General features: G+C 44.1%; 10 protein-coding genes. 2 read left to right on the top strand and 8 right to left on the bottom strand.

Going from position 1 to position 13589, the window contains the following annotated elements; all coding sequences use genetic code 11:
• Positions 1-324 precede the first annotated feature (324 nt).
• Both QQL36_RS14945 and QQL36_RS14940 read right to left on the bottom strand, forming a co-directional pair.
• Entirely contained in the window at positions 325-1782 is a 1458-nt protein-coding gene (locus tag QQL36_RS14945; RefSeq protein ID WP_321570138.1) for a serine hydrolase domain-containing protein, read from the bottom strand.
• Between the two features lie 25 nt (positions 1783-1807).
• Positions 1808-2611, bottom strand: a complete 804-nt coding sequence (locus QQL36_RS14940) for an AraC family transcriptional regulator (RefSeq protein ID WP_321570137.1) — start codon at positions 2609-2611, stop codon at positions 1808-1810.
• A 244-nt stretch (positions 2612-2855) separates the two neighbouring features.
• Here QQL36_RS14940 and QQL36_RS14935 point away from each other — a divergent pair, with 244 nt between their 5' ends.
• Positions 2856-3401: a hypothetical protein gene (locus QQL36_RS14935; protein ID WP_321570136.1), complete on the top strand. Its 546-nt coding sequence runs from the start codon at positions 2856-2858 to the stop codon at positions 3399-3401.
• A gap of 123 nt (positions 3402-3524) precedes the next feature.
• Here the strand turns inward: QQL36_RS14935 and QQL36_RS14930 are convergent, their stop codons facing one another.
• The 4 genes from QQL36_RS14930 to QQL36_RS14915 all read right to left on the bottom strand — a co-directional run bounded on the left by QQL36_RS14930 (position 3525) and on the right by QQL36_RS14915 (position 9744).
• Positions 3525-4958, bottom strand: a complete 1434-nt coding sequence (locus QQL36_RS14930; protein WP_321570135.1) for a TolC family protein — start codon at positions 4956-4958, stop codon at positions 3525-3527.
• Positions 4951-8118 carry an efflux RND transporter permease subunit gene (locus QQL36_RS14925; protein WP_321570134.1) on the bottom strand — a complete coding sequence of 1056 codons (3168 nt, stop codon included), beginning with the start codon at positions 8116-8118 and terminating at the stop codon, positions 4951-4953. Before QQL36_RS14925 ends, QQL36_RS14930 begins: the two co-directional genes overlap by 8 nt.
• A gap of 24 nt (positions 8119-8142) precedes the next feature.
• Positions 8143-9237, bottom strand: coding sequence for an efflux RND transporter periplasmic adaptor subunit (locus tag QQL36_RS14920; protein WP_083720538.1), 1095 nt, complete (start codon positions 9235-9237; stop codon positions 8143-8145).
• A gap of 117 nt (positions 9238-9354) precedes the next feature.
• Complete coding sequence (locus QQL36_RS14915; RefSeq protein ID WP_083720541.1) at positions 9355-9744, bottom strand: hypothetical protein; 390 nt, start codon at positions 9742-9744, stop codon at positions 9355-9357.
• Between the two features lie 283 nt (positions 9745-10027).
• On the opposite strand from QQL36_RS14915, the gene QQL36_RS14910 reads away from it, so the two are divergent.
• Complete coding sequence (locus tag QQL36_RS14910; protein ID WP_321570133.1) at positions 10028-12460, top strand: TonB-dependent receptor; 2433 nt, start codon at positions 10028-10030, stop codon at positions 12458-12460.
• 214 nt (positions 12461-12674) lie between these two features.
• On the opposite strand, the gene QQL36_RS14905 is transcribed toward QQL36_RS14910, so the two are convergent.
• Both QQL36_RS14905 and QQL36_RS14900 read right to left on the bottom strand, forming a co-directional pair.
• On the bottom strand, positions 12675-13055 hold the full coding sequence (locus tag QQL36_RS14905; RefSeq protein WP_083720545.1) for a YidH family protein: 381 nt from the start codon (positions 13053-13055) through the stop codon (positions 12675-12677).
• Positions 13056-13243: 188 nt separating this feature from the next.
• Positions 13244-13522, bottom strand: a complete 279-nt coding sequence (locus QQL36_RS14900; RefSeq protein ID WP_321570132.1) for a hypothetical protein — start codon at positions 13520-13522, stop codon at positions 13244-13246.
• Positions 13523-13589 lie beyond the last annotated feature (67 nt).

Here is a 13589-nt window from a genome sequence, read left to right as displayed (position 1 = left end):
GTATAATAATATTTAGATTAATTCATATTTAATATACCCCCTTTTGCCTGATCAAACCGAGAATATTTGCTCCTCCAAAAGGTCAATTTCCCTCATTGATATTGGTAAGTTTTGTACAATTTTCTCCGCCTTACTGCCGGATAAATGGCGATGGGTCGGGCAATGTGGTGAGTACAGTAATTGGATTGGAAGCAGCGGATAATATTACTTAATTGAAGTAAGGATGGATTTGAGATAGGTTGAGGTAGGGATGGATTTGAGATAGGTTGAAGTTGCGCTTTGATGAATGAACGCTTCTGCAAAACTGCAGAAGCGTTCATGTCTTTAATAGATTGCCGGAAGGATAAATTCTTCCATCATTTTATCCACCTGTCCATGTGCATAAGGCATATTATAAGCGGTAGCTGTGATCACAATCACCATATCGTTGAAGATATAAATCTTATTTCCTCCATTGCCGGAACAATAGTAAGTCTCATATTTACCATATTTCTTATTCCAGAACAGGTACCCATAAAATTCATTCTCTCTGCCAGCGATGGGCAATTGATGAGAAAGGCTTTTCTCCACCCAACTGGCAGGGATGATTTTTTTATTCGCATATACTAATCCAAACTTCGCAAAGTCAAGACTGTTCATACGAATACCACCGGCAGTGCTGGGAGCATGTTGCGGGGTGTATTGCCATTTGTAATTGGTGATATGTAATGGCGCGAAGAGTACTTTATCCGCATATTTTTCTAATCCTCCCGGAATGATTTTATCAAGCGTACTTCCTAATAGCATCACACCGGCGGTGAAGTAATGCCATTGGCCATGGTATTTAATAGTATCTACCGGAAGGTTCAACGTAAATTGTAACCAGTTCTCCGTAGGGTACATATTTTCTTCATTACCGGGTGAGTTATCATCACTGTCATCACCATCAAAAGGGGAGCTCATGGTGAGGAGTTCCTTTAAAGTGATTTTTGCTTTTTCATTTGGAAGGGAATAGAACTCTCCCAGGGTCTGATTTTCTGATTTTAAATATCCATCACGGATAGCTAAACCTGTTAATGCTGCTGCAAAGGTCTTGCCTACAGAACGTACATCATGCAGGCTATCCCGGGTATTGCCATCGAAATATTCTTCGAATAAGATCTTGTTATTTTTGATAGCGACTACGCTGGTGATGTGGCGGAATACACCCGCTTCTATAGCACCTTTTAACAACTTAATCTTGTTAGTATCAAATTTTTCTTTTGACACAGGAAGGTCTTTATAAGGGTGCACTTTGGCAAGTGGTAATGGTTTTACAACAATGCGTTTCACATTCAGCGCGAACTGTCCTTCGGCAATGATCTCTCCTATTTTCAGATCAGGTGCCTTTACATAGGGGCGTAATTCAATTTTTAAGGTATGTGGCCCTTCTGACAATGCTTTTTCACCTCCATTATTCATGAAACGATACCAGGCAAACTGGCTCCAGTAAGCCCCTTCATGTTGGTAATCGATGAGTGGCTTTGTCCATTTCTGATCGTTGGGATCAGGGAATCCCGGCCATAATTCAGTATGATAAATGAGATGATTATCCACATAAAATGAAAACTGGTAGTTGCCTGTTTTCCATAAAGAATCTGTGGGGGCTAATTCTTTCAAATAATCAATCAGGGGTTGCTTAAGCGCCACTGAAATCGACAGATTAGATTTATTCGTAAATATCGAATCGCCTGAAAATATAATAGTCTGGGCATGGATTGCGCCCGTCAGGAATAAACAAATAATGAGTAGGTGTATTTTCATGCTCAAATTTATAACCGGGAATTTTCTAAAAATAGAATCCTGTTAACATTTTGCGGTACGCCAGTGGGGTCATTTTCTGCACCTGTTTAAACTGTCGGATAAAATGGCTTTGATCAGCAAATCCGCAGGAGGCGGCAATGGAACTCAGCGTTTGATCTCTATCTCCCAATAAACTAAGGGCTTTCGACAATTTCAGTTGCCGCTGGTAATCACTGAGCCGGGTCTTAAAATATACCGGGAATGTTCTTGATAAATGCACGGGATGCACATCTACTTTGGATGCCAGTTCTTTTAAGGAATATAAATGACTTTCCCTGTCATCATGCAATAGGGCATCGAGTCTTTTTACCCATGCAGGGTAGCTTTCGGGCTTTACTATTGCATTATTAAATAACTCTATTAACAAGGCGTCAATAGCTGCTTTACAATCCAGTTCCTTACTCTCTCTGAAAATACGGTACATCTGCAATTTCAGGCGTGGGTCTTTGAGTCGCACGCTACCCTCAATGAGATTATCTGGCAGGTCATACTGTTCAAACCACCCTGGGTTAATTTCAATATGAAACCCACGGGTAAAACCTGGAGGTTTGATATTATAGTGGGCATCCTGCCAGTGATGAAAGAGCAGGTCGCCGGGTCCACAATGGTAGGTTTCTTTCTTATTTCCTTCTATCACATGGCCTTGCAGGATAAAGGTGAAGTAGGCATTTTCATGGTAATGCCAGTCTACCTCCGGCAGGGTGTATTCTGTGTCGGTCAGGGTGAGTCCGTTTTGCTGTAAGCATTGGTTAGTCTGACCGTAAAATTGTCCTGTCTGGCGGGAGATCATGGTAGTAAGATAAGAAACTTAATTCAGGGGTTAGATCCCTTATGTTGAAATTAACCTTTATTCAGTTACTCAAGCTTCGGTAAGATCCTATCATTCTATGGTCATTATCAGGTTACCAATTAGGCATCTCATTATCGATTGGATAATGAGGTGCCTAATTGATGACTTTATTTTACCGAATTGGCAGTCTCTTCATATAAAAGTCGTAAATTCAGTGCATTGTTTTAACCTCAAATTTTAACCTATGGCCATTGTAAAAGACAGCAACCTGCTCCTGCAAAATGTGCAGGGCACACTGGGCAAACAGTTTACTATCTACAAGCGAAACGGCCAGATTATCATTGCCGTAAAGCGCGGAAAATCCAAAAAGAAACCGACTCAGAAGCAACTCGATGTGAGATGGAAAATGAAGGTAGCGAGTGCGTATGCGGTAGCAATTATCAAGGATCCTGAGGTAAAGGCTTATTATCAGTCATTGGCTGGTCCGGGGCAGAATGCGTATAATATGGCGGTGAAGGATGCTTTTCATTCGCCGGTGATACAGGATATTAAAGTGGAAGCTACAGATACAGTGGTGGTGACGGCGAAGAATGAGTTCCGGTTAGCGACAGTGAGGGTGAGGGTGCAGGATGAGAGTGGGAAGGTGATAGAAGAGGGCAAGGCAGTACCGGAAAAGAATAGGGTGGATTGGAGTTATAAGGTAGCGCAGATGCCGAAGAAAGGGAGGATAAGGGTGTTTGTGGAGGATTTGCCGGGGAATGTGAGTGAGAGGGGGTTGCTGTTGGGGTAGAGATTATATCTAAGTTGCTTAATGGTGAATGATAACAACTTTTGATCGTATTTTATTTACCCTACAAAAAAGGCCGGAGAAATACTCCCCCGGCCCTTCACCTCGTAAAAATTAAAACCGCGATCAATTCCAGCCGCCTCCTAATGCCTGGTAAATATTCACCACCGCATTCATCTGCTTCTTCTTAGTCTCGATCAGCTCAAACTTTGACTCCAGTGCATCACGCTGGGTCATCAAAACCTCTAAATATTCCGCTCTGGACGACTTAAACAGATCATTAGAAATCTCTATACTCTGTGTCAGCGCATCGACCTCTTTCGACTTCAAATCATAACTCTTCTCCAGATTCCCAATCTTAGACAACTGATTCGTCACCTCCCTATAGGCATTCAACACCGTCCTCTCATAATTATACACCGCCTGTATCTGCTTGCTACTCGCCGTCATATAAGAAGCCTTTATCGCATTCTTATTTACCAACGGCGCCGCCAGATCTCCAGCCAGCGAATACATGAGCGAAGCAGGCGTAGAGAACAAATAAGACGGACTATACGCCTCATATCCAATACCACCACTCAATCCCAATGAAGGATAGAACCTCGCCTTCGCCACTTTGATATCAAGTCTTGCAGCCGCTAATTCCAACTCCGCCTTCCTGATATCAGGACGATTAGACAACAGATCTGCCGGTATACCTGCATGTACGATCGCCGGTACCTGCACACTAAAGGCCTGTGTATTTCTGGCAATCGGCTGTGGATAACGACCTAACAGGAAGTTGATCTTATTCTCCGTCTCTGTGATCTGCTGCTTAATATCATATTGCAAACTCTGTGTATTCAACACCTCTGCCTCAAATTTACGTACTGCCAACTCTGTTGCCTTCGCCGCTTCTTTCTGCAGTTTTACGATCCCGAGTGCATTGGTTTGAATTTCGATATTCTTCTGCACAATCTCCAACTGATTATCCAGCGCCAGTAACTCATAATATGAATTCGCGATTTCGGCAATCAGGTTGGTCACTACAAAGTTCTTACCTTCTACACTGGCCAGATAACGCACCACCGCTGCTTTCTTCTGATTGTGCAACTTGTGCCAGATATCTACTTCCCAGTTAGCGTATAAACCTACCAATAAATTAGGCACCGGATCAGGCATTGAATGCCCTTCCCGGATCTCCGTATTTTCTTCCATCGCACCGATGTTGGTATAGCGCCCTACTTTATCCACATCTGCACCCACCTTCACGCCTACTGATGGTAAGTATTCACCTTTGCTGGCCCTCACCTCGTTGTTCGCGATCTGAATTTCCTGCAAGGTGATATTCAACTCCTGATTGTTCTGCAATGCAGTATCAATCAACGCCGCCAGATAAGGATCGGTGAAATACTCTTTCCACTTCACCTTGCCGGTGTTCGTAGAATCCTGCGGGTTACTGAAACTCGCAGGCAGGTTTTTGTTTTCCTGTTTATCAACAATAGCCGGGATTTTACACGCTGAATACGTCAGCGTGAGACAGGCGATCCCTAAGCAATGGTATATCTTTCTCTTAAACATTATGGTCAAATTCTTCAGTTAATGGATTCTCTTCTTCATTCTTCAACAGCTTCCGTTTCTCTGCAATCTTGCCGAAGATGAGGTACAGCCCTGGTACTACTATTACACCGAATACAGTACCGAACAACATACCACCCGCAGCTGCCGTACCAATCGTACGGTTACCGATCGCACCCGGACCTGTCGCATACACCAGCGGAATCAAACCTGCGATGAAAGCGAAGGAGGTCATCAGGATCGGACGGAAACGCGTTTTCGCACCTTCGATCGCCGCATTAAATACGGTATCGCCCGCCCGATGTCGCTGCACTGCAAACTCCACAATCAACACCGCATTCTTACCTAACAGACCAATCAACATCACCAGACCTACCTGTGCATAAATGTTGTTTTCCAGCCCCATTAATTTCACCAACAGGAAGGAACCAAACACACCTGCAGGCAGTGACAGAATTACTGCAAAAGGCAACATGAAGCTTTCGTACTGCGCTGCCAGGATCATGTATACGAACACCAGACAGATCAGGAAAATATAGATCGCTTCATTACCACGGCCTACCTCATCCTTCGTCATACCCCCCCAGTCAATACCATAACCTCTTGGCAATGTCTGCTCCGCTACTTCCTGTATCGCCTTGATCGCGTCACCACTACTATAACCAGGTGCTGGCGCCCCCTTGATGGCAGATGATGTAAACATGTTATAGCGGGTGATCTCATTCAGGCCATAGAACTTCTCCATCCTCATGAATGCAGACATCGGCACCATTTCTTCCTTGTCATTCTTCACATACAGTTTCAGGATGTCTTCAGGCAAAGCCCTGTACTGTGGCGCCGCCTGCACCATTACCTTGTACAAACGACCGTAACGGATAAAGCTGGTTTCGTAGTTACTACCTACCAGTGTAGAAATAGTGTTCATCGCATTCTCGATGGTCACACCTTTCTGCTGTGCTACATCGTTGTCGATCTTCAGCATGTACTGAGGATAGCTTGCAGAGTAGAAAGAGAAGATAGATGTCAGTTCCTTACGTTTCATCAACGCATCTACAAAATCCCTGTTCACCTTTTCAAACTTTTTATAATCAGCAGTACCGGTTTTATCGAGCAGACGTAAGTCCAAACCGCCCGCAGCACCATAACCAGGTACGGCTGGTGGCTGGAAGAACTCGATGGTAGCACCCGGAATGTCTTTGGATTTTTCTTCCAGTTCACGGATGATCTCTTCTGCCGATTCCTTACGCTCTGTCCAGTCTTTCAGGTTGATCAGACAGGTACCTGCGTTGGAACCAGTACCTTCCGTGAGGATCTCATAACCAGCCAGTGCTGATACAGAACTGATACCGTCGATCTTCTCGGCGATCTTCTGTAAGCGCTCTGCGATTTCATTTGTTCGTTCCAGTGATGAACCCGGAGGCGCCTGGATAATACCATATATCATACCCTGGTCTTCCGCAGGAATAAAGCCTGAAGGTAAGGTAGTACTGATACCCCAGGTGAGCAGACAGAAGCCGATCAGCATACCCCAGGTTACGGTACGTACGTTTACGATCTTCTTTAGCAAACCAGTATAGCGGCCAGTCAGTTTTTCGAAGCTTCTGTTGAAGGCATCGAGCCCTTTGGTCAACAGGTTCTTTTTCTTCGGTACACCATGGTTGTTCTTCAGGATCATCGCACACAATGCCGGTGTCAGTGTCAACGCCACCACACCAGAGAGTACGATTGATACCGCCATCGTAATTGCGAACTGTCTGTAGAACACACCCACAGGACCTGTCATGAAGGCTACCGGCACGAACACCGCCACCATCAGGAAGGTGATCGCGATTACCGCACCCGCAATTTCATGCACCACTTTTTTCGTAGCCATATATGGTGAGAGGTGTTCTTCTTCCATCTTTGCGTGTACGGCCTCCATTACCACAATCGCGTTATCCACCACGATACCGATAGCCAATACGAGTGCGAAGAGCGTGATCATGTTCATCGTCAGACCAAACATGCCCATGAAGATAAAGGTACCTACCAGCGATACAGGCACCGCCAGTGTAGGGATCAATGTAGAACGCCAGTCGCCCAGGAAGATGAATACCACAATACCTACCAGCACGAAAGCTTCTACCAGTGTGTGTATTACTTTCTCAATAGAGGCGTCGAGGAACTTAGATACGTCATAACTGATGGCGTAATCCATACCAGCAGGGAAAGTCGTTTTCTTCAGTTCCTGCAGTTTCGCTTTCACTTCTTCGATCACCTTACTCGCATTACTACCATACAACTGTTTCACAACGATCGCAGCAGAAGGTCTGCCATTCAGGTTGGAATAGATATCGTAGAACAAGCTACCGAATTCAATGTCTGCCACATCTTTCAGACGCAGCAATTCGCCGTTTGGATTAGCACGAAGAACGATGTTTTCATATTCTTCTTTGGTACTGAAACGACCAGAGTATTTCATTACATACTCAAATGCCTGAGATCTTTTACCAGAGCTTTCGCCGGTCTTACCAGGAGAAGCTTCGAGCGATTGGTTACCCAGTGCTTTCAACACTTCTTCGGAAGAGATCTTGTATGCCAGCATACGGTCAGGCTTCAGCCAGATACGCATGGAGTATTCGCGTGTACCGAGAATACGGGCACTACCCACACCCTGCAGACGGGTTAACTCAGGCATGATGTTGATATCGGCAAAGTTGTACAGGAACCTTTCATCAGTCTTTGGATCTTTTGAATACAGGTTCAGGTACATCAGCATCGCAGGTTGCTCGAGGGAGGTGAGCAGACCTTCACGGATCACCAATGGTGGCAGTTTGTTCAACACCTTGGCAATACGGTTCTGTACGTTCAGGGATGCCGTGTTTGGATCGGTACCCAGGTCGAATATAATCTGGATGTTCGCTTCACCGGTGTTGGTCGCGTCAGAAGTCATGTACTTCATGCCGGGTACCCCGTTGATCGCTCTTTCCAGCGGAATGATTACAGTTTTTACCAACAGCTCACCGTTCGCACCCGGATACTCTGCGGAAACCTTTACGGTCACCGGCGAGATAGCGGGGAACTGCGTGATGGGGAGCTGGGTGATACCCAATATTCCTAAAAAGACGATTAGGACGGATATGATAATTGAAAGGACGGGCCTTTTAAGAATATTACTGAACATTTAAATACTTTTTGGATACTTAGACTATTCAGCCTTCAGTCTCAGATGCGAGATTACTTTAGCTGGTTCCTCAAACTCGTAGGTGATCTTATCGTTGTCTCTCACCTTCTGCACACCTTCAAGCAGTATTTTGTCAGTTTCAGACAGTCCGTCTCCTACTACAAACAGGTCAGGCATTTCAGCTGCTACAGTGATTTCCTGTGATTTTACTTTGCTATCCTTGCCAACGATGAATACATAGTGTTTGTCCTGTATTTCGAATGTTGCTTTCTGCGGAATTACAACGGCATTTTTCAGCGGAACAACCATCTGTACTTTACCGGTTTCTCCGTGTCTGAGCAGACCTTCAGGATTAGGGAAAGTAGCACGGAAAGCGATGTTACCGGTTTCATTGTTGAATTCACTTTCGATGGTTTCAACATTGCCGGTGTGTTTGAACACTTCGCTGTTTGCCATGAGCAGGTTCACAGGCATCTTACCTTTTTTCTCTTTCACGCCTTCTTCATAGTTCAGGTATTCAGGTTCAGATACGTTGAAGTACACATACATCTGGCGGTTGTCAGAGAGGCTGGTGAGCAGTTCACCTTCATCGACCAGACTACCAAGTTTCAGTGGCAGGCGGTCGATGATCCCATCGAAAGGAGCTTTGATGTCGGTAAAAGCCAGGTGGACTTTGGCCAGTGACAGTTCTGCTTTTGCTTTGGCCAGGTTAGCCTGCGCCATTGCCAGTTCTGCTTTTGATACGACATTTTTGTCAGCAAGGGATTTGGTATTCTGCAGTTCTATTTCGGCTGCCTGGGCTTCTGCCTGGGCTTTTTCCAGTTCTGCTTCATACACTTTGGGCATAATTTTGAACAGGAGCTGGCCTTCTTTTACAAACTGACCTTCATCTACGAAGATGTTTTGTAAGTAGCCTTTTTCCTGGGCCCTGAGTTCGATGTTACGGAATGAGCGTATCTGAGATACGTATTCCTTTACAACGGAAGTATCCATTTTTACTGGAGTGGTGACGAGGTATTTGGTTTCCCCTTCCTTTTCTTCCTCTTTCTTTGATGATTTACAGCTTGCAAAGCACAACAGTGCATACAAGCCCACGACGAGCATTGAAGTTCTCTTCATAATAAGGATGCGATTCTATGTTTTTAAGTGGTGTGCGAATGACAATACACTTCCGTATCCTGTGGACGTGGAAGTGTTCAGCAATAAATGGTCTGGTTACTGGTTGGCAATAATATATCAGATGCGTAGCACGCCGTGTCTTATATAAAGACTTTGGGCAGTACTCGATAAAGGATATGAATTGGAAAGAAAATACGGGTGGAGTGTGTCAGTAGCGGGTGGGGAGAAAACAGTGGTAAAGTTATTACCGATGGCAAGGTGCTTTTTGAAAGCTGTCATTTCATCGGTATCATCCTCATTATTAGTCTCGGTGAACTTTAAATTTAACCGCTCAAAACTGTGTGGGTGATTGCGGATATTCAACATTTCATCTCCCTGCTCAATGAATATGAGCATCCTGTCCGACGACGTCGAGACATGGTCCCGTGGCGTAGTGGCCTTCAGGTGACTATACCCGGTGAGCAGGATACAGAGCGAGAATAAAAATCTTATGAATAGCTTCATCATCTAAACCAAAAATAGAGAAGTTATATAATACATGCAAAGCTGGCTGGGATGAGTGGTAAGTGAGAAATGAAGGTTTGGATCAGGGAACACAGTACCGCAGGTGGTTACACGGTGTTTATTAAAAAGTCCTTAAAAGATTCTGAACGGGTCCAAAAATAGGTGTTTTCTGTTTTTTCTGGATGGGTTTAGGGCGAATTTTTCCGGATAGCGTAAACATAATTCCCAAATGTTAAAATTAGGTTAGCAATTAATTGTCACCTTTGCGGCGCAAACTTATATAGCGATGAGATCTATTCTATTACTTATTTCAGCATTTCTTATATTATGTACCGGCGTATTGTCCGCCAATGATTTAGATGGGAATGGTACCATTAAAGGGAAAATTGTTACCACCGACGGTAAGCCAGCAGGTTTGGTGACGGTAGTGTTAAAAGGCACCAAAAAATCTACTATTACTGAAGATGACGGTACTTTTGTACTGAACAATGTAAAGCCGGGTACTTATACCCTGCAGGTAAGACTGGTAGGTTACAGTACAAAGGAGGAAACGGTGACCGTATCTCCTGATGCAACTGCACAGGTAACAATGACCCTGGAGGTTTCTGATACCCAGCTGCAGGAGGTAGAAATTGCTACCGGCCGTGCGAAGTTTGGTAAAAAGGAGTCTGAGCAGGTAGCGCGGCTGCCGATAAAGAATCTGGAAAATCCACAGGTATATAGTTCTATTTCTAAAGAATTGTTGAAAGAGCAGGTGATCACCAACTTCGACGATGCGTTGAAGAACACGCCGGGTCTGACTAAATTATGGTCATCTACCGGTCGTCCGAGTGATGGCGCGGGTTACTTCTCAATCAGAGGTTTTGCTGTACAGCCTACGATGATCAATGGTGTACCGGGGTTGACCAATGGTGGTATTGATCCTGCGAATGTGGAAAGAATTGAAGTGATCAAAGGCCCAAGCAGTACTTTGTTTGGTAGCAGCTATATTTCTTTTGGTGGTTTGTTGAATATTGTGACAAAGCGTCCTTATGATCATTTTGGTGGTGAGGTTGGTTATACCATTAGTGGTTTTGGCCTGAGCCGTTTTACTGCTGATGTAAATGCGCCGCTGAATGATGATAAATCTGCCATATTGCGTTTGAATGCTGCTTATCATACAGAAGGTAGTTTCCAGGATGCGGGTTTTAAGAAGTCTTTCTTTATCGCGCCAAGTCTGGCATTTAAAGCGAATGACCGTTTGTCATTCCTGATCAATGCGGAAATTTATAATAGTGAGGCGACAAATACCATGATGTTGTTCCTGAACCGTAGCCGTCAGCTGATTGCGAGAACGCCGGAGCAACTGCATATGAATTTCAATAAATCTTATACCAGTAATGATCTGACTTATAAGAACCCTACTGTAAATTTTTATGGTCAGGCGAATTATAAGATCTCTAATAGCTGGACTTCACAGACGAATTTGTCAAGAAGTTCCCGTAAAAGTGATGGGTATTATTCTTACGTAATGTTCCTGGATGCGGGTGCTGTTGCACCAAGTGATTCATTGGCCAGCCGTTATGCTTACTACCAGAACTCTACTACGTTGACGACTGATATTCAGCAGAACTTTATTGGTGATTTCAAGATTGGTAAAATGCGTAATCGTGTGGTATTGGGTCTGGACTTTAATGATCAGAGTACGACTAATAATAACAGTGCATCTCCAAGATTTGATATCGTAGATGTTACCAATCCGAAAGATGCAAGTTATGGTACGCTGAACAGGGCGGCAGTGGATGCAAAGATTGCAGGTAGTACCGGTTCAAAAAATGGTAACAGCTCACAGGTGTATAGTGCATATGTGTCTGATGTGTTCAACATCACAGATGCGTTGCTGGTAATGGCGAGTGTACGTGTAGACCGTTTTGAAAGCAAAGGAAGCACAAACTATTTAACCAGTACAACTACCGGTAAATATGGTCAGACAGCGGTATCTCCTAAATTTGGTATCGTGTATCAGGTAGTGAAAGAGCAGGTGAGTGTATTTGCTAACTATATGAATGGTTTCAAAAACGTAGCATCAGTTAATAACTATGGTATTCCGGGTTATTCTGATGTGTTGAAACCACAGCAGGCGAATCAGTGGGAAGGTGGTGTGAAACTGGATGTGCTGGATCACAAACTTGGTTTTACAGCGAGCTACTATGATATTAAGGTAAGCAATACGAGTCTTTCACAGACAGTGACTTATCAGGACTCCGCTTATAATGTAACTGTACAAAATGGTACACAGGTAAGTAAGGGTGTAGAGCTGGAACTGGCGGCGAATCCGGTACCGGGGTTGAACATCATTGCAGGTTATAGCTATAACGATAGTAAGATGACGAAAGCGTATTATTATCAGGAGGGAAGAAGACCGGTATCTGCGGGTCCGAATACACTGGTGAATCTGTGGGCGAGTTATACTTTTGTGAAGGGAGATCTGAAAGGATTAGGAGCTGGTTTTGGAGGTAACTATGCGAGTGATAATGTGATTACGAATGATAGCAGGACCGGTAGATTTACGCTGCCTGCTTATACAGTGCTGAATGCAACAGTGTTCTATAATGCGGCGAAGTATCGGCTGGCATTGAAGGTGGATAATGTGGCGAATAAAGAGTATTTCTCAGGATGGACTACTTTGGAGAAGCAGATGCCGAGAAGATTGGCAGCAAGTTTTGCGTATAAGTTTTAAGTGTTTAGATATTTTCGATAGGAAAGGCTGCCGGTTTTGGCGGCCTTTTTTATTTGAGGAGGGTGAGGGATTTGAGTGCAGGTAGATTTGATTTGAGGATGGCTGGTGGAATTTGAATACAGGAGGGTTTGATTTGAGTGCAGGCAGCTTTCAGGGCGGCTCATGCTGGGTTTATGTATTTACCAGATAAGGTGTTTTTACCAGACAATAAATATCACGTGCTTTCTACCAAATAAGCTATCAGGAAGATGCTGGCGATCATCAATGTCAAAACCAGAACGTATAAAAATGCAGATGAATGTTGATAACTGTTGGTGCTGATCTGTCTTTCTGTTCTTTTGTACCTGAGTAAGGATAATAATAAACTGAGCGCCCCGGTGATGACCATTAATATACCTATGGGGGCAGAATAGCCATACTGATGTACGGTGTTTGGTTTGCCTAAGGCCAGACTGATCTGTTTTACGAACAGGGAGAATTTTACCACGACAAATCCGAATGCCATGATGCCGATGCCTGTTCGTACCCAGGCGAGTAAGGTACGTTCATTGGCGAGATGGTCTGTGGGGCTGCCTTTTCTAGGTTCGTTATTCATGACTGGTTAGATTTTCAGGTTAAAGTTAATGAATGCGTGTTTTTCCGGTTGAGATGAGTGGATGGCTTTTCTGGTTAAGATGTCTTTGTTTGTTGCTGCATAGTTTTTCGTGTTAAGAGGATAGCTAAGATATAACAATCTGCTACAAGCAAATGGGTTAAGATGGCGATCCACTTATCCTGGAAGAGCTAATGGTGTTGGGTAAAATAGATGATGGTATTCAACAATAATAAGACTACAATGAAGTGGGTTGTCAGTAGCAGGGGTTTGTTTTGGTTAAAGCGGGTTTGGAGAGCTGCCCAGGCGATGTAGTTGAGAATGCCACCTATGGGGAGGTAGAGGAGGTTAAAGTGAAAGGAGGCTGCGAAAAATGATGTTTTATAACCGGCTATTGCGGTTACCAAAATCATGGATTCAAGGAAAAGGATGAGGTGGTAAGCGAGTACGAGGTAGAGTTTTTTGTTCATGAGGGAATTGCAGCAAAATATGTGCTATATATAAATATGAATTGCGTCTGCAGTGCGGACGCAATTC

The sequence above is a fragment of the Chitinophaga sp. LS1 genome (genome assembly GCF_034274695.1).
GTDB lineage: Bacteria > Bacteroidota > Bacteroidia > Chitinophagales > Chitinophagaceae > Chitinophaga.
The sequence above is the reverse complement of the archived record's forward strand: the minus strand, read 5'-3'. Positions and strand labels throughout refer to the sequence as shown.